We start from the raw sequence: 22,795 nt of genomic DNA on the forward strand, positions 1-22,795 counted from the left end.
CTCCGCCCGGCCGAAGGGCGGCCGTCCGATAGGGGCGCCAGCACTCAAGCCGCCATCGGCTCCTCTTCCCCGCGCGCCATGCGCCGGATCGCCTGCGGCGGTTGCCCGAACGCCCGCAGGAACGCGCGGCGCATGCGCTCGCGGTCGCCAAAGCCGGTCTCCTTGGCCACCACATCGATCGGATGCCGCCCGGACTCCATCATCAGCCGCGCGGCCTCGATGCGCAGGTGCTCCACCGCCTTGGCCGGGGTTTGTCCCGTTTCTTCGCGGAAGGAGCGGCTGAACTGGCGCGGGCTGAGGTGCGCCGCTTGCGCCAGTTGGTCGACCGACAATTCGGCGTGCAGGTTCAGACGGGCAAAGGCGAGCGCGGCCTGGATGCGATCGGACTTGGGCTCAAGCTCGAGCAGCGCCGAGAACTGCGATTGCCCGCCGGCACGGCGGTGATAGACAACAAGCTTGCGCGCGACAGTGCGCGCGGTTTCGGCGCCGGCGTCTTTCTCGACCAGCGCCAAGGCCAGGTCGATGCAGGCGGTCATGCCGGCGGAGGTCCAGACCGGTCCGTCGATGATGAAGATGCGGTCTTCCTCGACGCTGACCGCGGGATACGTGCGCCGGAACCGGGCCGCGTAAAACCAGTGGGTGGTGGCCCGGCGGCCGTCCAGCAGCCCAGCCTCGGCGAGGTTGAAGGCGCCCGTGCAGGTGGCGCCGATGCGCCGTGTGGAGGGCGCCGCCTTTTGCAGGAAGGCGACCAGACCGGGCGACGCCGGCTGGATATCGTTGTCGCCCACCACCAGCAGCGTGTCGAACGCGCGGTCGTCGAATGCCTCCGTGGTGACGCAAAAGCCTGCCGAGGTCGGCACCGRCCCGCCTTGCTCGGACAGCAGGTGGACCGCGTAGAGCGGTTTGGCCGCGGTGCGATTGGCGAACTCAAGGACAGTGGTGACGCCCAGGTTCATGACCTGGAAGCCGGGGTAAAGGACGATTCCGACACGCAGCATGGTGAACTCCCACCGATGGCATAAAAGGTGGCATCTATGACATTGTTGCCATCGGATTATGCACCTAATCTTCGTTCCGTGGTGGCCGGCAACGGGCCGGCAACAACGAAATCGGAGAACGGACATGACCGCATCGACAGCAACCTCGGGAACCTCGGCAAGCTCGGGAATCAATTCGCACCAAGGCACCGCCCTGATTACCGGCGCGTCCTCAGGGATCGGCGCCGTCTACGCGGACCGGCTCGCCCGGCGCGGCTACGACCTGATCGTGGTCGCCCGTAACCGCGGCAGGCTGGCCACGCTGGCAGAACGCCTGACCAGCGAGACGGGCCGCTGCGTGGAGATCGTGACCGCGGATCTTGGCGCCGATGCCGATGTCCGCCGCCTGGAGACGCTGCTGCGCACCGACGCCAGCATCACCATGCTGGTCAACAACGCGGGCATCGGCGCGGCGGGGCCGCTGCTCCAGTCCGATGCCGACAAGATGGCTGCGATGATCGCGCTCAACGTTACCGCGCTGACCCGGCTGACCTACGCCGCCGCGCACGGCCTGGTGGCGCGTGGCAAGGGGACGATCATCAACATTGCCTCGATCGTGGCGCTCGCCCCGGAATTGCTCAACGGCGTCTACGGCGGGTCGAAGGCCTTCGTGCTGGCCTTTACGCAATCGCTGCAGCATGAACTGGCGGACAAGGGCGTGCGCGTGCAGGCCGTGCTGCCCGGTGCGATCCGTACGGAGTTCTGGGATGTGGCCGGCCAGCCGGTGGACAACCTGCCGCAGGAGTGGGTGATGAGCGCGGACGACCTGGTCGACGCGGCCCTGTCCGGGCTGGACCAGGGTGAGGTGGTGACGCTGCCGTCGCTGCCGGACGTGGCCGACTGGCATGCCTTCGAGGCCGCCCGCGCGGCGCTGGGGCCCAACCTGTCGCGCAGCGTGCCGGCCGCGCGCTTCCGGCTCGCCTGAAAGACGCGGTCTCGTTCAGGCGGAGGGGGAACACCGAGATGCGGGAGCCCGCCATGGGCTCCTCCCAGGACCTCACCCCAGCCTGAACTGCCCCACGACCCCCGCCAACGCGCCCGCCTGCCCCTGCAACGCCTCGGCGGCCGCGGTGGATTCCTCAACCAAGGCCGCATTCTGCTGCACCATCTGATCCAGCTGGCTAACCGCCCGGTTCACCTCCTGGATGCCCCGGGTCTGCTCCTGCGCAGCACTCGTGATCTCGGAAATGATGTTGGTCACCTTGTCCACGTTCCCGACGATCGCATGCATCGTGTCTCCGGCGCGGCGTACCTGCCCGGAGCCGGACACCACGCTGTCGACGGTGGTCTCTATCAGTGTCTTGATCTCCTTCGCGGCTTGCGAACTGCGCTGCGCCAGCCCGCGCACCTCACCGGCAACCACGGCGAATCCACGGCCCTGCTCACCGGCGCGCGCTGCTTCCACCGCAGCATTCAGCGCGAGGATGTTGGTCTGGAACGCAATGCCTTCGATCACGCCGATGATGTCGGACACCTTGACCGAAGCCCGCTCGATCTCGCTCATGGTTTGAATGGCCTCGCCAATGGCGGCGCCGCCATTGCCAGCGACCTGGGAGGCCGCGATCGCAGACGCATCGGCCTGCCTGGCCGACATGGCAGACTGGCTCACCGTCGCGGTGATCTGTTCCATCGACGCCGCCGTCTCTTCCAGGCTCGCCGCGGCGGATTCAGTGCGCCGCGAAAGGTCGATGTTTCCGGCCGCGATCTCGTCAGCGGCGGCATGTACAGACGCGCTGGCATCCCGGATCTGGCGCATCACGCTGACCAGCTTCTCGGCGAATGCGTTGAACGCCTGCGCAATCTGCGCCACCTCATCGGTGCCATCGGCTGGCAGGCGGCGCGTCAGGTCACCATCCCCGCTGCCAATATCCCGCATGGCATCGCGAATCACCGACAGCCTTCGGAATGAGACCGCTGTCACCCCGGCGACGATGGCGGCAGCCACGCCAGCGATCACGATCAGCACGAACACCGATGCCATCAGCATGGAGCGCATGCCCGCCGTAGCCTCGCTTTTGTCCAGCGCGATCACAGCGATCCAGTCCGTGCCGGGCACGCCGCGCGCCCGCAGCAGCTTGGGTGCATTGTCCACATCGACCTGCAGCGGCGCCTTGGCGCTTTCGAGCCCCGCGAGCTTGTCGACGGCAAGCGCAGGCATCAGATCGGTCAGCGGTTTGAGGGTGAGCTTATCGTCCTGGTGGGCGACGATCTTGCCGTCCTTTGTTGCCAGCACGCCAAAGCYGGCAGGGGTGGGGTGGATGGCCTTGATGTTGGCGATGACACTGTCCATGGACACGTCGCCGGCCACCACGCCTTTGAGCGTGCCGTCGCGCAGGATGGGCACGGCGAAGGTCACGACCAGCTTGCCGCTGCTGGCGGCCACGTAGGGCGGCGTGACCACCGGCTTGCCGGCGGCCACGGCCTGCTTGTACCAGGGACGGGACGTGGGATCGTAATCGGGCCGCAGGCCTTCGGTATCGGAAAACCGGTGGGACTTGTCGGGAAAGCCGATGTAGGTCATGACGAAGCCGCCGGCGCTGCCGACCTGCTTGAGCGCGGCGATGGCGGCGTTGGTGTCGGGCTGCGTTGCCGCGTCCTGCAGCGAGCCGATCATCTGCATGTGGCTCGCCACCCAGTCGGCGATGGCGCCGACGTGGCCGTTCTGCACGGCGGCCAGGTTGCTGTCGATGGCGTCGTCGCTGTACGAACTGGCCACCACGTGATTGATAACGGCGTTGGCAATGAGTGCCACCACGACGATGGCCACCGATAGGGCCACGATGCGCGCGCGCAGGGAGGACAGCATAGTTGGATCTTTCTTGTTTGGCTCGTCGGGCGGATAGCCGCTCGGAGCGGTGGGGGCGGAGGGTCCTGGCTCGCTCTTACGGCATTGTTGGCGGCGAATTTAGGATGGCCGGGCAGCCAATTTTCAAAGTGCGAAGAGCGCCATTCGGATATCCGGATAAAGCGCGATCTGGTTGTTCGGGTATTCGGATGCTCGGTTTTTTCTGCGTATTTGGCACCGAAGTGGTGCGTCTGTTGGCATGGGCGGAGCCTGCCTCGCGCAAAAAAGAAAGGCCTCCGAAGTGGAGGCCTTTCGTCTTTGTCTGGTCGTGTTTTGCGCGTGAGAACGCTGTGTCTTTTCCGCTGCCAGAGCGCACGGACCTCCACCTGTTAACGTGGTGGCAAGCCAATGGTCCCGAGGGTCAAGCGCGCCGCCACACCGGCGACTCAGCCACCACCACCTTGCGCGGCAGGATCTTCTGGCTGGTGAAGGCATCCGCGATGCGCTGCTGCTCATCGAGCGAGGCCGCATCCACCGTCTGCACCTGGTAGGTCCGGCGGCGGTTGGCGGCTTCCACCGTGGGCGCGTCCAGGCCGATCAGCGGCGCATGCCACTGCGCGGCGGCCGCGGGGTTTTGCTTGATCCATTCGCCGGCGCGGCGCAGTTCTTCATAGACCACGGCCAGCACGTCCGCATGCTTCTGCGCGTAAGGCGTGGCGGCGAGGTAGAAGCGCCGGTAGCTTGAGAGCCCCTTGCCATCGCGCAGGATGCGCGCGTTGGCCTGGCGTTGCACTGCCGCCAGGAACGGGTCCCAGATCACCCAGGCGGCCACGCTGCCGCGCTCGAAGGCGGCGCGGGCGTCGGCCGGGCTCAGGTAGGCGGGCTCGATGTCGCGGATCGACAGCCCGGCGCTGGCCAGCGCTTCGAGCAGCAGGTAGTGCGCGCCCGCGCCCTTGGCAAAGGCGATGCGCTGGCCTTTGAGCTGGGCGATTTCCTTGATCGGCGAATCCTGCCGCACCACGATGGCCTGCGCTTCGGGCGAGGGCGTCTCGATGGCGTAGTAGGTCAGGTTGGCGCCGGCCGCGAGCGCGAAGGGCGGTACCGCGTCGGCCACGTCCGCGCTCAGGTCGAGGTTGCCGATATTGAGGGATTCCAGTAGCGGCAGGCCCGAGGTAAATTCATACCATTGCACCGACGCGCCCAGCGGTGCGAGTGCCTTCTCCAGCGTCTCGCGCGATTTCAGCAGGATCATCAACGTGGACGATTTCTGGAAGCCGATGCGCAGCGTGTGCTTTGGCGCCTGCGCGCGTGCCRGCAACGCCGTGCCAAGCGCGCAGGCCGCGCCGGCGGCCAGCATGCTGCTGACAACGATTCTCCGCCGCCGCTGGTTGCGTTCGTTTGTCATTGCCGCTCCCCCTTGTCTTTCAAGTTGTAAGGGGAAGAGGGTAGGCGAAAGCCATGCCGCAAGGAACGAAGAATGCCGCAGTTGCTTATGCGCCGGATGGCGCGCTGCAGGAGCGCCTCAGCGCTGGTAGGCCGGCGGCAGGAAGCCGGCAAAGCGTTGCTGCGTGGTCGCCTTGAATTCCGGCGACTGGTAAGCCTCGCGGATGTCCTTGACGAACGGCTTGCCGGTGTCGGCGGTGCGCACGGCAACCAGGTTCATGTAGTAGTCGGGAATCTTCTCCAGGCTCAGCGCTTCGGTCAGCTTCAGGCCGGAGGACAGCGCGAAGTTGCCGTTGACGAAGGCGAAGTCCACGTCGTCGAGCGAGCGCGGCAGTTGCGCGGCTTCGAGCTGGATCAGCTTGAGCTTGTTCGGGTTGCCTTCGATGTCGCGCTCGCTGGCGCGGATCGGATCGGTGCCGGCCTTGAGCGTGATCCAGCCGATCTGCTGCAGCATGGCGATGGCGCGTGCCAGGTTGGACGGATCGTTAGGCAGCGACACCGACGCGCCCGGCTTCACTTCCGTCAGCGACTTGTGCTTGCGGCTGTAGATGCCGATCGGGGCGGTGGGGACCTGGATGACGTCGGACAATTGCAGCTTGCGGTCGCCGGAGAACTTCTTCAGGTAGGCCACGTGCTGGAAGGCATTGGCGTCGATGGCGCCATCGGCCAGCGCCAGGTTCGGCTGCACGTAGTCGCTGAACTCAACGATAGTGACCTTGTAGCCCTTTTTTTCCAGCAGGGGCTTGATGCCGTAGCGGATCTGGTCGGAGTAGGGGCCAGCGGTGGCGCCGAAGCGGATTTCCTTCTTGTCCGGATCAGCCGCGCCGGCCGTCTGGATCACGCCGAGCGCGAGCACCGCGGCAATCAGTCGAATTCCGAAACCCAGTTTCATCTAAAGCTCCCCGTATTGTTTGTGTGGTTTGTGTGCATCGTGGCTTACCGGGATGGCGGCAAGCAAGGAAGCCCATTGTAGGGAAGTGCATACGTTCAAGGAACGAGTAAAAACGCATGGTCTTATAACGCACTTGCATATGCCTGCAAGCAGGTTTGCAGGCACTCGTGTGACGCTAACGGCTGTTTCGCTCGGCGGCATATGCATATGGCAATTGGGTAGTTGCGGGATAACCCGTATTGCGGTTATGATAGAACTGTCTCCTCCAATCCCTCCAAGGAATTGGATTCGCGCCCGCCTCATTGGTGGGCGTTTTTATTTGTGCTTGCCAAACGGGCTTAAGCGGTCGCCAGCGCGGCGGAAAACAAGAAGGGCCGGTGGCATCCATGTGCCACCGGCCCTTCTTGTTGCGAGCGCCGCGTTGCGACGCCAGCTACTGCGCTACCCCGCCACCCCTCAGGCCGCGGCCAGCGCGCGCTCCAGGTCTTCCARCAGGTCGTCGATGTGCTCGATGCCGATCGACAGGCGCACCATGTCTTCGCTGACACCGGCGGCCTTCAGCTCGGTGGCGTCGAGCTGGCGGTGCGTGGTGGAGGCCGGATGGGTCGCCAGCGACTTGGCGTCGCCGATGTTGACCAGGCGGGTAAACAGTTGCAGCGCGTCCAGGAAGCGCGCGCCGGCTTCGCGGCCGCCGCTCTTCAGGCCGAATGACAGGATGCCGGGGCCGCGCCCGCCCAGGTAGCGCTGCACCAGCGCATGGTCCGGGTGCTCCGGCAGGCCGGCAAAGTTGACCCACTCCACCTTGGGGCTGGCCTTCAGGTGGCGCGCGACAGCCAGCGCGTTCTCGGTGATGCGGTCCAGGCGCAGCGCCAGGGTCTCGATGCCTTGCAGGATCAGGAAGGCATTGAACGGCGACAGCGCCGCGCCGGTATTGCGCAGCGGCACCACGCGGGCGCGGCCGATATAGGCGGCGGCGCCGAGCGCTTCGGTGTAGACCACGCCGTGGTACGACACATCCGGCTCGTTCAGGCGCTTGAAGCGCGCCTTGTGCTCGGCCCACGGGAACTTGCCGCTATCGACGATGGCGCCGCCCACGCTGTTGCCGTGGCCGCCCAGGTATTTGGTGAGCGAGTGCACGACGATGTCCGCGCCATGCTCGAACGGACGGCACAGGTAGGGCGAGGGCACGGTGTTGTCCACGATCAGCGGGATGCCGTGGCTGTGCGCCACCTTGGCGATCGCTTCGATATCGACGATGTTGCCCAGCGGGTTGCCCACCGACTCCACGAAGATCGCCTTGGTGCGCGCATCCACCAGGTCGCCGAAGGCGGCCGGATTGCGGCCATCGGCAAAGCGGGTCTCGATGCCGGACAGCGGCAGCGTGTGCGCGAACAGGTTGTAGGTGCCGCCGTAGAGCTGGCTGGCCGAGATGATGTTGTCGCCGGCCTCGGCGATGGTCTGGATGGCATAGGTGATGGCCGCCATGCCGGACGCCAGCGCCAGCGCGCCCACGCCGCCCTCGAGCGCGGCCAGCCGCTGCTCCAGCACGTCGTTGGTGGGGTTCATGATGCGGCTGTAGATATTGCCGGGCACCTTGAGGTCGAACAGGTCGGCGCCGTGCTGCGCGTTGTCGAACGCATACGCAACGGTCTGGTAGATCGGTACGGCCACGGCACGCGTGGTGGGGTCCGGGGAGTAGCCGCCGTGAACAGCAATTGTCTCGATTTTCATGATGTCGTTGTCTTCTTGTTGGAATGAATACGCTCAGGAACGGGCATGGTAGCAACCGTGGTTCGCGTGTGTCATCCGGGGGCGGGGCTGCGCGGGCCCGCCCCCGGATGTGGGCATGGGCCCCTTTACTGGCTGGCCAGGGGGAAGCTCGCCTGCCAGACGTTGTCCTTGACCTTGACGGCGGTGGGGATCAGTTTCTGCTCGTGGAACAGGTCGGCCACCCGCTGCTGGGCGGCGATCACCTCCGGCGTTACCGGGGTGGCGCCGTACGGCACGCGCTTGAGCCAGGTCTCCACGACCTGCGCGTCCAGGCCCACGGCAGGCGCGAGCAGGGCGGCAGTCTCGCCGGGGTTCTTCACCACCCACAGGCCGGTCGTGCGCAGTTGCTCCAGGATGGCATTGACCACTTGCGGCTGCGCCTTGACGAAGCCGTTGGCGGCTTCATAGAAGTTGAAGGGGGAGGGCACGCCTTCATAGTCGGCGATGGTGCGCACCTTCAGCGCCTTCTGCGCCAGCGCGTAGTACGGGTCCCAGACCACCCAGGCGTCCACGTTGCCGCTCTCGAAGGCGGCGCGTGCATCGGCGGGCGGCAGGTAGATCGGCTGGATATCCTGCAGGGCCAGCCCATGCTTCTTGAGCAACTGCACCAGCAGGTAGTTGGAGCTGGAGCCTTTTTGCAAGGCGATGCGCTTGCCGCGCAGGTCGGCCACCGAGCGGATCGGCGACTTCTCCAGCACGAACAGCGCCTCGTTGGTCTTGCCGCCGGGCTCTGCGCCCACGTAGACAAAGTTGGCGCGGGCCGCCTGGGCGAACACTGCCGGCGGCGCGCCGGTGTAGCCAAAGTCGATGCCGCCGGCATTGAGCGCCTCCAGCAACTGCGGGCCGGCGGGGAATTCCTTCCACTCCACCTTGACGCCGAGCGGGGCGAGCTTTTTCTCCAGCGAGCCCTGCGCTTTGAGCACGGCCAGCAGGCCGGCCTTCTGGTAGCCCACGCGGACCGACGCGTCGGCGGCATGGCCGGCGGCGGACCAGGACAGCGCGGCGATGGCCAGGGCGCGGCCGACGACGGGTAGCCATTGGCGGAAAGGATGCATTGCGATGTTCTCCGAAGTCGACGATGCGGTAGCAAGGGTCTGAGGTTGGGATGCGGCCCTATGGTTGCGAAATCGCGCGAGGAGGGGAACGAAGGTTATTGCATTTGGATAGAACCGCGGCGGGCGCCGCGCGGTGGCAAGCACGTTTCGGCGGTCCGTGGCATCCTGCTTTCCCACCCCATTGCCACCCCGCTGCCCACCGCACGCGCGTTGCGGTTTGTGCAGCTGCTTTCAAGGGTGCGCACCCCTGCGACACCTTGCCGCAGTCAAAAATGTCCCGGCTTAATTGGGTGTTGCCGGCGAGATGGCAGAAGAAGCTGCATTGTCCGATTTTCCGGACAGTGTGTTCCAGATCACGGGTTTACCCTCAATGCTGCGATGCGGTAGATTCGCGGCCACGATGTCTGACGTACCGCGAACCTCACCCGAATTCCCTGCTTGCCCACCAGGCAAGCTCGCCGGGCCGCGCCACGCCGACGTCCTCCTGTGTGGACCGCCGCAGTCCCACTTTGATCCGTCCCACAAGGACCAAGCCAGGCTGCCGCTGATCGGCGCGTCCCCCGGCACACCGGTCGCTTGACCCGGATCTGACCCAGTTTCCCCCAAGCCTTAAGCCTGCCTCTTGCTCCTGCATCTGGCAGCAGAATCACGCCGCGCCGTCGCTGCCGTGGCCAACTCAACCAGTCGTGACATGAAGATACCCAAACTTCCGCGTTGGACGCGGCTAATGCCTTGCGCCGCCCTGCTCTTGCTGGCCGGATGCAACATGGCCGTGCTAGATCCGAAGGGCCAGATTGGCGCCGACGTCAAAAACATCATCCTGATCGCGACCTGGTTGATGCTGCTCGTCGTGGTGCCGGTGATCGTGCTGGTCTTCACCTTCGCGTGGAAGTACCGCGCCAGTAACAAGTCGGCCCGCTACGAGCCGGACTGGTCCCATTCGACCGGGATCGAAGTCGTGGTCTGGCTGATTCCCTGCCTGATCATCCTGGTGCTGGGCATCATCACGTGGAAGTCCTCGCACGACCTGGACCCCTACAAGCCTATCGAATCCAACGTCAAGCCGATCACCATCGAGGCGGTTGCGCTGAATTGGAAATGGCTGTTCATCTATCCGGACCTGGGCATCGCCACGGTCAACGAGATCGCGTTCCCGGTGAACACCCCCGTGAACTTCAAGATCACGTCGGATTCGATCATGAATTCCTTCTTCATCCCGCAACTGGGCAGCCAGGTGTACGCCATGGCGGGCATGGAGACCAAGCTGCACCTGATCGCCAGCGAGACCGGCGCGTTCGACGGCATGTCGGCCAACTACAGCGGCGGCGGCTTCTCGGGCATGAAATTCAAGGCCAAGTCGGTGTCGAACTTCGACTTCGAGGCGTGGGTCAAGCAGGTCCGCGCCTCGTCGAGCCAGCTGACCCTGGCTGACTACAGCGCGCTGGCCAAGCCCAGCGAGGCGAATCCCGTGGCGCTGTACGCCAAGGTCGATCCGCAGCTGTACCACGGCATCCTGCACAAGTACATGGACGGCGCCGGTGGCGCTATCGCCGGCAACGGCACCTCGTTTGGTCCCGTCTGCACCTCGCGCAACACCCTTGGCGTGAGCCAGGTGTCCATGGCCGCGCCCGCTACGCCGGCGCCGGGCTCGAATTCCTAGGAGTAGAGATGTTTGGCAAATTGAGTTTGGATGCCATCCCGTTCCACGAGCCCATCATCATGGGCACGTTGACGATGGTGGCGCTGGGTGGCGTGGCGCTATGCGCGCTGATCACCTATTTCGGCAAGTGGAAATGGCTGTGGAACGACTGGTTCACCTCGGTCGACCACAAGAAGATCGGCATCATGTATTCCGTGGTTGCGCTGATCATGCTGCTGCGCGGCTTTGCCGACGCCATCATGATGCGTACCCAGCTGGCGCTGTCCACCAACGGCTCGCCGGGCATCCTGCCGCCTGAGCACTACGACCAGATCTTCACCGCCCACGGCGTGATCATGATCTTCTTCGTGGCGATGCCGCTGATGACTGGCCTGATGAACCTGGTCGTGCCGCTGCAGATCGGCGCGCGCGACGTGGCCTTCCCGTTTCTCAACACGCTGAGCTTCTGGCTGTTTGTTGCCGGCGCGATGCTGGTCAACGTCTCGCTGGGCGTCGGCGAGTTCGCGCGCACCGGCTGGCTGGCCTATCCGCCGCTGTCCGGCATTGCGTACAGCCCTGGCGTGGGGGTGGATTATTACCTCTGGAGCTTGCAGATCTCGGGCCTGGGCACCTTGCTGACCGGCGTCAACTTCCTGGTGACCATTCTCAGGATGCGCGCCCCGGGCATGACCCTGATGCGCATGCCGGTGTTCACCTGGACCGCGCTGTRCACCAACGTGCTGATCATCGCCGCTTTCCCGGTGCTGACCGTCACGCTGGGCCTGCTGGGCCTTGACCGCTACCTGGGCATGCACTTCTTCACGAACGAAATGGGCGGCAACGCCATGATGTACGTGAACCTGATCTGGATCTGGGGCCACCCCGAGGTGTACATCCTGATCCTGCCGGCATTCGGCATCTTCTCGGAAATCATCTCGACGTTCTCCGGCAAGAAGCTGTTCGGCTACAAGGGCATGGTCTACGCGACCTGCGCCATCATGGTGCTGTCGTTCCTGGTCTGGCTGCACCACTTCTTCACGATGGGCTCCGGCGCCAACGTGAACGCGTTCTTCGGCATCACCACGATGATCATTTCCATCCCGACCGGGGTGAAGATCTTCAACTGGCTGTTCACGATGTACCGCGGCCGCGTGCAGATGACCACGCCCGTGCTGTGGACGCTGGGCTTCATGGTCACCTTCGTGATCGGCGGCATGACCGGCGTGCTGATGGCAGTGCCTGCGGCTGACTTCGTGCTGCACAACAGCCTGTTCCTGATCGCCCACTTCCACAACGTGATCATCGGTGGCGTGCTGTTCGGCTACATTGCCGGCATTACCTACTGGTTCCCGAAGGCCTTCGGCTTCAAGCTCGACGAGCGCCTGGGCAAGTACGCGTTCTGGTGCTGGATCATCGGTTTCTACCTGGCCTTCATGCCGCTGTACGCGCTGGGCTTCATGGGCATGACCCGTCGCCTGAACCACACCGACAATCCGGCGTGGAACCCGTACCTGTATGTGGCCGTGCTCGGCGCCGCGTTTGTCGGCCTGGGCATCCTGTTCCAGATCCTGCAGATCGTGGTCAGCGTGCGCCGCCGCAAGGAACTCCTCGACGTGACCGGCGACCCCTGGGGTGGCCGTACGCTGGAGTGGGCAACTTCGTCGCCGCCGCCGTTCTACAACTTCGCGCACACCCCGGTGGTGCGTGACCTGGACGCGTTCGCCGACATGAAGGCGCGTGGCGAAGTGCCGCAGCAACAAGCGCACTACGAGCAGATCCACATGCCGAAGAACACCGGCGCCGGCTTCTACATCGGTGCCTTCAGCCTGGCGCTGGGCTTTGCCCTGACCTGGCATATCTGGTGGCTGGCGGCGGTAGGCCTGGTTGGCATGATCGTCAGCTTTATCTTCCGCAGCAACGACGACCACATCGACTACTACGTGCCCGCGCACGAAGTCCAGGCGGTCGAAACGAGCCATTTCCAGCGCATTGCGTCACAGGCCTGAACCATGACGACTGAAGTCCTACAGCGTTATCCCGCGCATGGCGCCGCCGAGGCGCATGCCCACTCGCACGATCATTCGCACGATCACGCCCATCACGACACCAGCGCCAACACGGTGTTTGGTTTCTGGGTGTACCTGATGAGCGACTGCATCATCTTCGCCGGGTTGTTCGCCGCGTTCGCGGTGTTGCGCGGCGAAGTGGCAGGCGGCCCGTCGGGCAAGGAGTTGTTCGAGCTGAACTACGTCCTGGTCGAGACCTTCCTGCTGTTGTTCAGCAGCTTGACCTCGGGCATGGCGATGATCTCGCTGCATAACGGCCAGCGTGCCCGCCTGCAGTTCTGGCTCGGCATCACGTTCTTGCTGGGCGTGGCGTTCATCGGCATGGAAATCAACGAGTTCCATCACATGATCGCCGAGGGCGCAGGCCCCGAGCGCAGCGCTTTCCTGTCGTCGTTCTTCACGCTGGTCGGCACCCACGGGCTGCACGTGGCGAGCGGCCTGCTGTGGATGGCCGTGCTGATGTGGCAGATCTCCCGCAAGGGCCTGACCCCGACCATGACCAAGCGCCTGGCTTGCTTCGCCTTGTTCTGGCACTTTCTGGACATCGTCTGGATCGGCGTGTTCACCGTGGTCTACCTGATGGGAGCGATGTAATGGAACATAGCAACGTCTCTGCCGCCGGCGCTCACGACGCGCACGGCACCACGTCCGCAGGCGCCAGCCATGGCAGCGTCAAGTCGTATGTGATCGGCTTCGTGCTGGCGGTGATCCTGACCGTCATCCCGTTCAAGCTGGTGATGGGCGGCACGCTGGAAGCCTCGACCACGCTGGCCGTGATCCTGGGCCTGGCGGTCGTGCAGATCGTCGTGCACCTGATCTACTTCCTGCACCTGGACAGCTCGTCGGAGCAGCGCTGGAACGTGATGGCCCTGGCCTTCACCGCGCTGATCCTGCTGATCGTGGTAGCGGGCTCGCTGTGGATCATGCATAACATGAACGCCAATATGATGGTGCATTGAGCGTTAAGCCTCAATGCTGACGACAAAGGCGGCCTTCGGGCCGCCTTTGTCGTTTCTGGCTTCGTTGTCTGGCCAGCCTGGCCCGTCAGGCCACCTGCCGCGCGCCGCCGAACGCGCGTGGATGCGCCGGGCGCGCCAGGCCCAGGTGCTCGCGCAAGGTGTTGCCCTCGTAGCGCTCGCGAAACAGCCCGCGCCGGCGCAGTTCCGGCAGTACCAGTTCGATGAAGTCGTCGAGCCCGCCCGGCAGCCATGGCGGCATGATGTTGAAGCCGTCGGCGGCGCCGCCTTCGAACCACGCCTGCAACTGATCGGCGATGCTCTCGGCGGTGCCATGAATGGACCAGTGCCCACGCGCGGTAGCCACGCGCAGGTAGAGCTGGCGAATGGTCAGTGCCTCGCGCCGGGCTAGCCCGGTCACTAGCTGGAAACGGCTCTTGGCGCCGTTGGGCTCGGGCAGGTCGTGGGGCAGCGGCCCGTCGAGCGGGTAGCCGGACAGATCCACGCCGCCGAGGTTCTGCGACAGCAGGGCCAGCCCCACGGCCGGATGGATCAGGCTTTGCAGTGACTCGAATTTCTCCTTCGCTTCGGCCTCGCTGCGTCCGATCACGGGGAACACGCCCGGCATGATCTTGAGCTGGTCGGGCGTGCGGCCATAGCGCGCCAGCCGGCCTTTCAGGCTCTGGTAGAAGGCCTGGGCGTCTTCCAGCGACTGCTGCGCGGTAAAGATGACCTCCGCCGTGCGCGCCGCCAATTCCTGTCCGGCCTCGGACGAGCCCGCCTGCACGATGACCGGATGGCCCTGCGGCGGGCGTGACACGTTGAGCGGCCCGCGTACCTGGAAATGCTTGCCGTGGTGATCCAGTGCGTGCAGCTTGTCAGCCGCGAAATGCAGGCCGCTTTCCTTGTCGTAGAGGAAGGCGTCGTCTTCCCAGGTGTCCCAAAGCCCTGTCACCACATCCACGAATTCCTCGGCGCGCGCGTAGCGGTCGGCGTGCTCGGGGTGCTTGTCCAGGTTGAAGTTGCGCGCCTCGGCGTCGGACCACGACGTCACCACATTCCAGCCGGCGCGGCCGCCGCTGAGGTGATCGAGCGAGGCGAACTTGCGTGCGACGTGGAAGGGCTCGTTGTAGGTGGTGGAGACGGTGGCCACCAGGCCGATGCGCTCGGTCACCGCGGCCAGTGCCGAGAGCAGCGTCAGCGGCTCGAAGCTGGCTGCGCGCGCGGTGCGGGGCAGGGTGGCGTCGTCAAGCGCGCGGATTGCGACGCCATCGGCGAGAAAGATCGTATCGAACTGCGCGGCCTCGGCGCTTTGCGCCAGCCGCACGTAGTGCGCAAGATTTTGCCCGGCGTCGGCCTGTGCGCCGGGGTGGCGCCAGCCGGCCACATGGTGGCCGGTGGCTTGCAGGAAGGCGCCGAGCTTGAGCTGGCGCTGATGCGCGGGTTGGCTCATCTGTGGCTTCCTTATGCGGCGGCGCGCGCCGGCGCCGCGTGGTTGGCCGGCTCGGCTTGCTTGGGCGCGGCGGACTTCACCGATACGCTGCGGCGTCCGTCCACGCTGACGGGCACATCGCCCGCGATGGTGACGCGGCGCACCACGCGTTTCGCATCGCCGTAGTCGTTGATGGCGTAGTGCTGGGTGGCGCGGTTGTCCCAGATCGCCACGTCGTTGGCGCGCCAGCGCCAGCGCACCGTGTTCTCAAGGCGATGGACGTGGTCCTGCAGTACGGAGACCAGATGCTGCGAGTCGGAGGACGAGTAGCCAAGCAGCTTCTTCACGAAGTGCCCCAGCACCAGCGTGCGCTCGCCGGTTTCCGGGTGCACGCGCACCACCGGATGCTCGGTCTCGTAAATGGCGGCGGTGAAGACCTCGCGGTAGCGCTTGATGGCTTCGGTGCTGACCGTGTTGCGGGTGGCGGCGTAATCGTAGTCGTTGGTGTGCAGCGCCCACAGGCGGTCGGCCAGTTCGCGCAGCGCCTCGGGCAGATCCTGGTAGGCCGCAGCCGTATTGGCCCATACGGTGTCGCCGCCGGCGGCGGGAATGACCACGCCGCGCAGCACGGACACCTGCGGGTAGGCCAGGTCGAAGGTCACATCGGTATGCCAGGAGTTGGCACGGCCGCCGTGCTCGGAATCGAGCTCGAGCAGGAACCGCGTGCCGTCGCGGGAGGGCACGGTGGGGTGGGGCACAGGCTTGCCGAACAGGCTGGCAAAGCCCTCCTGTGCTTTGTCGTCCAGGTGATCCTGGTCGCGGAAGAACAGCACCTTGTGGCGCAGCAGCGCGGCGCGCACGGCGCCGAAGGTGGTGGCATCGAGGTCCGGCGCCAGCTTGACGCCGCGGATCTCGGCGCCGATGCGCCCGGCTACCGGGTGGATGTCTAGCGTGACTTGTGCTGCGGATTGCTGCTGGGTCATTTGGGCTTCTCCTGTGGGCGAGGGGCGCGATTCAGATCGCGAACTGGATGTTGGGCGGCAGCCGGTCGGTGTATTCGGGATCGGGTTCGCGCTTGATGGGCGCCTCCGCGAGATCGGCCAGGCGCCGGGTGAATTCCTGCAGCACGTCGTCCTTGACGCGCGCAAAGCCCAGCGCGGCGCGGTCGCGCGGATGGGCCAGCGGCACGGGCAGGATGCGCCGGATGCGCCCGGGGCGCGGCTCCATCACCACCACGCGATCGCCCAGGTAGATGGCTTCTTCGACATCGTGGGTGACCAGGATCATGGTGATGCCCTCGGCCTGCCAGATGCGGTGCAGTTCCTGCTGCAGGTAAGCGCGGGTCAGGGCGTCGAGCGCGCCGAAGGGCTCGTCGAGCAGCAGGATCTCCGGGCGCGTGACCAGCGCGCGGGCAATGGCCACGCGCTGGGACATGCCACCCGATAGCTGGTGGGGAAACGCGGTCTCGAAGCCGGCCAGCCCCACCAGAACGATATGCTCGCGCACCGTGCGGCGCTTCTCGGTCTCGGTCAGGTTGGCATTGAGCAGCGCCATGCGGATGTTCTGCTCCACCGTCAGCCACGGGAACAGCCGGTGCTCCTGGAACACGATGCCCCGGTCCAGGCTGGTGCCCACCACGCGCTTGCCGTCGAGCAGGATCTCGCCCTTGTAGTCCTCCTCCAGCCCCACCACCAGCCGCAGCAAGGTCGATTTGCCGCAACCGCTGGCACCGACGATGCTGACGAACTCGCCGGGCGCGATGGACAGCGTGATGTCTTCGAGGACGGGCAGGGGCTCGCCCTTGACTTCATATTGCTTGCGCAGGTGCGCGATATCGAGCGTGCCGGCTCGGGCCATGACAGGTCTCCGGGATGGGTTCAGAAGCAATGGGTTCAGGATCAGAAGGCGGCGACCGAGCGCCCGCGCCACGCTAGCAGGCGGCGCTCGATGCGGCTGGCGATCCAGTTCAGCGTAAAGCCGACCAGCCCGACCACGATCACGCCGAAGATCACCAGGTCCATCCAGAAATTCTCGCGGCCATCGGTCAGGGTGTTGCCGATGCCCTTGCCGGACACCAGCATGTACTCSGCGCCSAGCGTGGCCAGCCAGGCGTAGATCAGGGCCAGGTGGATGCCAGCGAAGATCGACGGCGAGGCCGACGGCAGCGCCACGCGCAGCAGCACCTGCCGGCGCGAATACTTCAGCACGTTGGCCACTTCCAGCAGATCGGCGGGCACGGCGCGGATCCCTTCGAAGGTGTTGAGCACCACGGGGAAGAAGGCCGCGAGCGACAGGAACACCACCTTGGCGGTATCGCCCAGCCCGAACCAGACCGAGATCAGCGGGATCCAGGCGAACAGCGAGATCTGCTTGATGGTGTGGAACGTCGGTCCCACCAGTTGCTCGAACAGCCGCGACAGCCCCAGCGCGGTGCCGAACAACAGGCCCACGCTGGCACCCAGCGCGAAGCCGGCAACGTCGCGCCACAGGCTGGCCGACAGCGCGACAAAGAGCGCGCCGCTGCGCACCTGGTCCACCGCCGTGGCCCAGACCTTGGACACCGGCACCAGCAGCGGCGAAGTGCTCCAGCCAAAACGCACCGCGGCCCACCACAGGACGATCAGGCCAATAGGAAGGACCCAGCCGCGCAACGCGCGCGGGATACGCAGGGAACGCGGGTTGCCGGATTTCGCGACCAGCGTCGAGGAGGCATCGGCCATGTTGTTTTCCTTTGCTGTTGTCTTGCGCCGCAACTCAGAGCCCCGGCTTGCGCCAGCGCAATACCGCGCGCTCGGCCAGTGCCAGCACCTTGTCCAGCGCGAATCCCACCGCGCCCACCACGATCACCGCGGCAATCACCATGTCGAGCTGGAACAGCTGCCGGCCGTACACGATCATGTAGCCCAGCCCTTCGGAGGAGGCCAGCAGCTCCACCACCACCAGCGCCAGCCACGCGTGCGTCAGGCCGTAGCGGATGCCGCTCCAGATCGGCGCGGCGGCGGCGGGAAACACCACCCGCGACAGCAGTTGCCAGCGCGTGAAACGCAGCACCCGCGCCACCTCGATATAGCGCGTGGGCACGTTCTGGATGCCCTTGTAGGTATTGAGCGCGATCGGTACCAGCGAGGCCTTGGCGATCAAGATGATCTTGAGCGCTTCGTCAATGCCGACCAGCAGCATCAGCAGCGGCAGCCAGCCCAGCACGGGCACCTGGCTGAAGGCTTTGAAGGTGGGATAGACGTAATCGCGGAAGCTGGGCGACAGGCCCATCGCCACGCCCAGCGCCAGCCCGCCGGCCAGGCCCAGCGCAAAGCCGCCGGCCACGCGCAATGCGCTGACGGCCAGGTTGGCCTGCAGCTCGCCGCTTTGGTACAGCTCGGTAAGCGTGTGCCAGACGGTGTCGGGGGCGGGCAGCACCTGCGGCGGAATCCACGCGAAGCGCGCCGCCACGTACCAGACCAGCAGCAGCGTCAGCGGCACCGGCCAGGCCAGCAGCCACGCGGCATGCTGCCGGGTGGGCCGCCAGCCGCGCAGCCGCTTGCCGCCTTGTGTGGGGGCGCTGCCCGCCACGGCCGGCAGCGCCAGGGTCTCGTTGGCTGCCATCGCGTCAGGCTCCGAGGATCTTGCCGTTGGGCTGGTAGACCGGCCAATAGCTCTGCAGGCTCAGGTCGTTCAGCGCGGCCTTCAGGAAGCTCGGGTCGATCCACTGGTCCACGTCGAACTTCGCGCGTGAGAGCCGCAGGCGGTACGCCTGCTCGGTGGCGTCCTTGTAGCGGCTCACCAGGAAGGGGTCAAAGTTCGGGTTCAGCCGCACGCGCAGCGGTTCGCCTTCGTAGTCTTCTTTCCAGTGCTCGTAGGGCGTGCCGGCGCGCGCCCACGTACGCAGCACGTCTTCGCGGTTTTTTTCGTCAGAGGCCCAGCGTGCGGCCTGCACCGCGGTCTTGACCAGTTGCTGGGTGGCTTCGGGGTACTTGCTGGCGAACGCGTCGGTCACCAGCACATGGCTCTGGCGCGTGTAGATCGGCGACTGGTTCTTGCTCGAGTACAGGATGCGCACCGCGCCCTTGTCGCGCAGGCGCAGGATATCCATGGCGCCGATGGCGCCGTCGATATCCCGTGTGGTGAGCGCGGCCAGGTAGCCGGCGGTGTCCAGGTTCAGCAACCGCAGGTCCTTCTCGGCCAGGCCGTTGGCCTCAAGCAGGCGCAATGCCGGCAGATGCATATTGGTGCCCTTGAACAGCGACACGCGCTTGCCGCGCAGGTCCGCCACCGTCTTGAGCGGGGAGTCGGGTGGCACGCCGATGTAGATATTGGTGCGCACGCCCGTGGCCAGCACCAGCCGCGTCTTGAGGCCGGCGGCGCGCGCCACGATGGCGGGCAGGTCGCCCTGCATCGCAAAATCGAGCTGGTTGGTGCTGATGGCTTCGTTCACGGCTGGCCCCGCGCCCTTGAAGAACAGCCATTCGATGCGCGTGCCTGACGGCTTGAACGCTTCTTCCAGCCAGCCGCGCGCATGCGCGATGGCCATGGAGCTGCCCGCGAAAGTGGGCGGCGTGCCGGTGGCCGGCTGCGCCACGCCAATGCGGATCACGTCGGGCCTGGCGCCACCGTTGGCACTGAATGCGCTCAGCGGGCTGGCGGATGCGGCGGCACCCAGGCCGGACACGGCAAAGCGTTTGAGGAGGGTTCGTCGCGTGATTGCCATCTTGGCTGGTTTCCTATCGGAGCAGTGAAAGTCATCAACGGCTCTCAAGATACGCGGTGCCTTTGGCGCGACAGAACGAATGTTTTTGGCTTTGGTTATGGGTTGCCTGCATAAGCCGGGGGTGGGGCTGCCGTCAACTGGCTGGCGGACCAGGTTGACGGTGGCCAAAGCCTACCTTATAGTAGGTAGGATATAAGCCTAGCCGCAGTACCAGCCGAACCCATGCCCACCGCAACGGCCCGATCCAATACCACGCACACCACGGACACCACGCGCGCCCATGTGCTGCGCGTGGCGCGCGACCTGATCCAGACGCGCTCCTACCTTGGCTTCAGTTTCCAGGACATCGCCGACCAGGTCGGCATCCGCAAGGCCAGCCTCTATCATCATTTCCCGACCAAGGAAGCGCTCGGCGTGGAAGTCCTGCAGGAATCCACGGCGGCGTTCCGGGCCTGGTCCGAAGCCTTGCCTGGCCGGCCCGCGCAGAAGGTGGCGGCGTATTGCCGGATGTTCCGCGAGGCGCTGCACGCGGGCAGCGGCGTATGCCCCGCCGGCGCGCTGGCGCCCGGCTGGGACTGCATCGACGAGACCCTGCGCCAAGCCGTGCGCGGCTTGCGCGCCGCGCAGGTTGACTGGCTGGAAGGGGTGCTGCGCGAGATGGGCCTGGGCCGGCAGGCCGGCCCGGCGGCCGCCGCGCTGTTCGCGGCTTGCCAGGGTGCATTGCTGTCCGCGCGCATGACCGGGCGGGTGGAGGATTTCGATCAGGCGGTCGCCTTCGCCAGGCAAGCGCTGTCGCTCTGATGCATGTTGAAGCAACGAGGCACGCCCGCAAGCGTGCCTTTTTTTGGCACCGTTACCCTACCATATGGTTGGTAGGTTGCGGTAACGCAACGGCATCGCAAGCGCCCGCGCGCATCTTGAACCAGACGGAGTCCCAGTCATGCAAGCTCTCATTGCCGCCTACGCCCGTACCCCCTTCCATTTCGCCGCCAAGGGTGCCCTTGCCCAGGTCCGGCCCGACACCCTGGCGGCCCAGGCCGTGCGCGGGCTGCTGCAGCGCGCCGACTTCGATCCTGCTGGGCTGGAGGATGTGATTCTCGGCTGCGCCTATCCGGAAGGGCCGCAGGGATCCAACCTGGCGCGCATCGTCGGCTTCCTGGCCGGCTTGCCGCAGCAGGTGGGGGGCATGACGATCAACCGCTTTTGCGGCTCGTCCATGTCCGCCATCCATATGGCCGCCGCGCAGATCGAGGCCGGCATCGGCGAGGCTTACCTGTGCGTGGGGGTGGAGTCGATGAGCATGGTGCCGCAAGGTGGTTTCAATGCCTCGCCCAGTCCCGACCTGCTGCGCGACTACCCCGATGCCTATATCAGCATGGGGCAGACCGCCGAGAACGTGGCGCGCCGCTATCACGTGTCGCGCCAGGACCAGGAACGGATGGCGCTGGCGTCGCACCACAAGGCCGCCGAGGCGCGCGCGCAGGGCAGGCTGGCCGGCGAGATCGTGCCGGTGGTGCGCGGCGATGGCGAGCGCATCGACGCCGACGGCTGTATCCGCCCGCAAACCTCGCTGGAAGCGCTGGCGGCGTTGCGTCCGGCCTTTGGCCCCGAGGGCGTGGTCACGGCCGGCACCGCCTCGCCGCTGACCGATGGCGCAGCGGTGGTGCTGGTCGCCACCGAAGCCTTCGTTGCGCGCCACCGCTTGCAGCCGCTGGCGCGCATCCGCGCCATGGCCACCATCGGCTGCGATCCGGCCGAGATGGGCATGGGCCCGGTGCACGCCACGCGCAAGGTGCTGGCGCGTGCCGCGCTGTCGGTGCGGCAACTCGACGTGGTCGAGATCAACGAAGCCTTTGCCTCGCAGGCGTTGGCCTGCATCCGCGAACTGGACCTGGACCCCGGCACGGTCAACCTGGATGGCGGCGCCATGGCGCTGGGCCACCCGCTGGGCGCCACCGGCGCGCGCATCACCGGCAAGGCGGCGTCCCTGCTGGCGCGTGAGCAGGGACGCTATGCGCTGGCCACGCAGTGTATTGGCGGCGGGCAAGGCATTGCCACCGTGCTCGAAGCGCTTTGAGCCGGGTTGAACACGACACACGATATCGAGGAGATCCCGTATGGAACAGACCGACGTAGCCGCATCCGGAGCGCCATTGCCCGCCGGTGTGGCGCAGGCGCTCAAGGCGTTCATCGAACCGCGCCGCTTCCCGCTTGCCGAGGGCGAGCGCCAGTGGCTGGAAAGCGGCCGAGCGCAGCGCGTCGCGCACGAGGGCGTGGAGCTTGCCGCTTGGACCTGGCCGGCTGCGCGGGGCACGGCACCGGCGCCGCGCGTGCTGCTGGTGCATGGCTGGGAAAGCCGCGCCAGTCACTGGGGGGCATGGGTGCCGGCCCTGACGGCGGCGGGCTTCGACGTCTGTGCCTTCGACGCGCCGGCGCATGGGGATTCGCCCGGTACGCGCTCCGACGTGGTGGCATGCGGGCGCGCCATCGGCAGCGTGGCGCTGGCGCTGGGCCCGTTCGACGTGGCGATCGGGCATTCGGCGGGCTCGGCCGCGGCGCTTTATGCCTTTGCGCATGGGCTCGACGTGCGTGCGAGCGTGCATCTGGCCGGCCCGTCGTCGCTGGTGCGCGTGCTCGCCTATGTGGCGCACGCGGCGGGGTTGCCCGAGGATCTGCGGCCGCTGCTGCGCGAGCGGTTTGAGCTATATCTCGGGCAGCCGGCCACGGTGATGGACCTGGCGCGGCTGGCGCCGGGCCTGCGCCACCCGGCGCTGCTGCTGCACGACCCCAGCGACGCCGAGATGCCTTATGCGGAATCCGTCGCGCTGGCGCGCGCCTGGCCGCAGGCGGAACTCGTGCCGGCGGCGGGGCTCGGGCACCGGCGCATCCTGAAGGATGCGGACGTGGTGGCGCGTGTCGTCGCGTTCCTGCGGCGCCACGCCGGCCCGGCAGCGCTGCGCCCGGACTGAGCCGGCAAGGCGGGTGTCAATCAGCGGGTGTCAATCAGCGGGCGCA

20 protein-coding genes are annotated in these 22,795 nt (G+C 66.2%); 8 read left to right on the forward strand and 12 right to left on the reverse strand.

The window, feature by feature from the left end:
• Positions 1-44: 44 nt before the first annotated feature.
• Entirely contained in the window at positions 45-998 is a 954-nt protein-coding gene (locus AB4061_RS23945; RefSeq protein ID WP_441638130.1) for a GlxA family transcriptional regulator, read from the reverse strand.
• Between the two features lie 124 nt (positions 999-1,122).
• Here AB4061_RS23945 and AB4061_RS23950 point away from each other — a divergent pair, with 124 nt between their 5' ends.
• Positions 1,123-1,962, forward strand: coding sequence for an SDR family NAD(P)-dependent oxidoreductase (locus AB4061_RS23950; RefSeq protein ID WP_441638132.1), 840 nt, complete (start codon positions 1,123-1,125; stop codon positions 1,960-1,962).
• A 72-nt stretch (positions 1,963-2,034) separates the two neighbouring features.
• Here AB4061_RS23950 and AB4061_RS23955 read toward each other — a convergent pair whose 3' ends face one another.
• The 5 genes from AB4061_RS23955 to AB4061_RS23975 form a co-directional block, all read right to left on the reverse strand.
• Positions 2,035-3,843 carry a methyl-accepting chemotaxis protein gene (locus AB4061_RS23955; RefSeq protein WP_441638134.1) on the reverse strand — a complete coding sequence of 603 codons (1,809 nt, stop codon included), beginning with the start codon at positions 3,841-3,843 and terminating at the stop codon, positions 2,035-2,037.
• A 400-nt stretch (positions 3,844-4,243) separates the two neighbouring features.
• Positions 4,244-5,227, reverse strand: coding sequence for an aliphatic sulfonate ABC transporter substrate-binding protein (locus tag AB4061_RS23960; RefSeq protein WP_441638136.1), 984 nt, complete (start codon positions 5,225-5,227; stop codon positions 4,244-4,246).
• A 117-nt stretch (positions 5,228-5,344) separates the two neighbouring features.
• On the reverse strand, positions 5,345-6,157 hold the full coding sequence (locus tag AB4061_RS23965; RefSeq protein WP_441638138.1) for a MetQ/NlpA family ABC transporter substrate-binding protein: 813 nt from the start codon (positions 6,155-6,157) through the stop codon (positions 5,345-5,347).
• 456 nt (positions 6,158-6,613) lie between these two features.
• The gene (locus AB4061_RS23970) at positions 6,614-7,888 is read right to left on the reverse strand and encodes an O-acetylhomoserine aminocarboxypropyltransferase/cysteine synthase family protein (RefSeq protein WP_441638140.1); all 1,275 of its coding nucleotides are present in this window, start codon (positions 7,886-7,888) and stop codon (positions 6,614-6,616) included.
• A 125-nt stretch (positions 7,889-8,013) separates the two neighbouring features.
• A complete protein-coding gene (locus tag AB4061_RS23975) occupies positions 8,014-8,982 on the reverse strand; it encodes a sulfonate ABC transporter substrate-binding protein (RefSeq protein ID WP_441638142.1) in 969 nt (322 codons plus the stop codon).
• A gap of 691 nt (positions 8,983-9,673) precedes the next feature.
• On the opposite strand from AB4061_RS23975, the gene cyoA reads away from it, so the two are divergent.
• The 4 genes from cyoA to AB4061_RS23995 are packed head-to-tail and all read left to right on the forward strand — an operon-like array spanning position 9,674 to position 13,646.
• Positions 9,674-10,642 carry a ubiquinol oxidase subunit II gene (gene cyoA / locus AB4061_RS23980; protein WP_441638144.1) on the forward strand — a complete coding sequence of 323 codons (969 nt, stop codon included), beginning with the start codon at positions 9,674-9,676 and terminating at the stop codon, positions 10,640-10,642.
• An 8-nt stretch (positions 10,643-10,650) separates the two neighbouring features.
• Positions 10,651-12,627: a cytochrome o ubiquinol oxidase subunit I gene (cyoB, locus tag AB4061_RS23985; RefSeq protein ID WP_441638146.1), complete on the forward strand. Its 1,977-nt coding sequence runs from the start codon at positions 10,651-10,653 to the stop codon at positions 12,625-12,627.
• A 3-nt stretch (positions 12,628-12,630) separates the two neighbouring features.
• Complete coding sequence (gene cyoC / locus AB4061_RS23990; RefSeq protein ID WP_441638148.1) at positions 12,631-13,281, forward strand: cytochrome o ubiquinol oxidase subunit III; 651 nt, start codon at positions 12,631-12,633, stop codon at positions 13,279-13,281.
• Entirely contained in the window at positions 13,281-13,646 is a 366-nt protein-coding gene (locus AB4061_RS23995; protein ID WP_183031587.1) for a cytochrome o ubiquinol oxidase subunit IV, read from the forward strand. Before cyoC ends, AB4061_RS23995 begins: the two co-directional genes overlap by 1 nt.
• Positions 13,647-13,731: 85 nt before the next feature.
• Here AB4061_RS23995 and AB4061_RS24000 read toward each other — a convergent pair whose 3' ends face one another.
• Genes AB4061_RS24000 through AB4061_RS24025 form a run of 6 tightly spaced genes read right to left on the reverse strand, consistent with a single transcriptional unit; the run spans position 13,732 to position 19,780 of the window.
• A complete protein-coding gene (locus AB4061_RS24000; protein WP_441638151.1) occupies positions 13,732-15,096 on the reverse strand; it encodes an LLM class flavin-dependent oxidoreductase in 1,365 nt (454 codons plus the stop codon).
• A gap of 11 nt (positions 15,097-15,107) precedes the next feature.
• Positions 15,108-16,058, reverse strand: a complete 951-nt coding sequence (locus AB4061_RS24005) for a TauD/TfdA dioxygenase family protein (protein ID WP_441638153.1) — start codon at positions 16,056-16,058, stop codon at positions 15,108-15,110.
• A 31-nt stretch (positions 16,059-16,089) separates the two neighbouring features.
• Entirely contained in the window at positions 16,090-16,932 is an 843-nt protein-coding gene (locus AB4061_RS24010; RefSeq protein WP_441638155.1) for an ABC transporter ATP-binding protein, read from the reverse strand.
• Positions 16,933-16,973: 41 nt separating this feature from the next.
• Complete coding sequence (locus tag AB4061_RS24015) at positions 16,974-17,795, reverse strand: ABC transporter permease (protein ID WP_441638157.1); 822 nt, start codon at positions 17,793-17,795, stop codon at positions 16,974-16,976.
• Between the two features lie 34 nt (positions 17,796-17,829).
• A complete protein-coding gene (locus AB4061_RS24020) occupies positions 17,830-18,678 on the reverse strand; it encodes an ABC transporter permease (RefSeq protein ID WP_441638159.1) in 849 nt (282 codons plus the stop codon).
• 4 nt (positions 18,679-18,682) lie between these two features.
• The gene (locus AB4061_RS24025; RefSeq protein WP_441638161.1) at positions 18,683-19,780 is read right to left on the reverse strand and encodes an ABC transporter substrate-binding protein; all 1,098 of its coding nucleotides are present in this window, start codon (positions 19,778-19,780) and stop codon (positions 18,683-18,685) included.
• Positions 19,781-20,002: 222 nt separating this feature from the next.
• Between AB4061_RS24025 and AB4061_RS24030 the strand changes: the two genes are divergently transcribed.
• The 3 genes from AB4061_RS24030 to AB4061_RS24040 all read left to right on the forward strand — a co-directional run bounded on the left by AB4061_RS24030 (position 20,003) and on the right by AB4061_RS24040 (position 22,749).
• Positions 20,003-20,581, forward strand: coding sequence for a TetR/AcrR family transcriptional regulator (locus AB4061_RS24030; RefSeq protein ID WP_441638163.1), 579 nt, complete (start codon positions 20,003-20,005; stop codon positions 20,579-20,581).
• A gap of 139 nt (positions 20,582-20,720) precedes the next feature.
• Positions 20,721-21,857: a thiolase family protein gene (locus AB4061_RS24035; RefSeq protein WP_441638165.1), complete on the forward strand. Its 1,137-nt coding sequence runs from the start codon at positions 20,721-20,723 to the stop codon at positions 21,855-21,857.
• 40 nt (positions 21,858-21,897) lie between these two features.
• Positions 21,898-22,749: an alpha/beta hydrolase family protein gene (locus AB4061_RS24040; protein ID WP_441638167.1), complete on the forward strand. Its 852-nt coding sequence runs from the start codon at positions 21,898-21,900 to the stop codon at positions 22,747-22,749.
• The last annotated feature ends 46 nt before the right edge of the window (positions 22,750-22,795 follow it).

Origin of the sequence: Cupriavidus sp. YAF13 (genome assembly GCF_052113425.1) — a bacterium.
In the GTDB taxonomy this organism is placed as follows: domain Bacteria; phylum Pseudomonadota; class Gammaproteobacteria; order Burkholderiales; family Burkholderiaceae; genus Cupriavidus.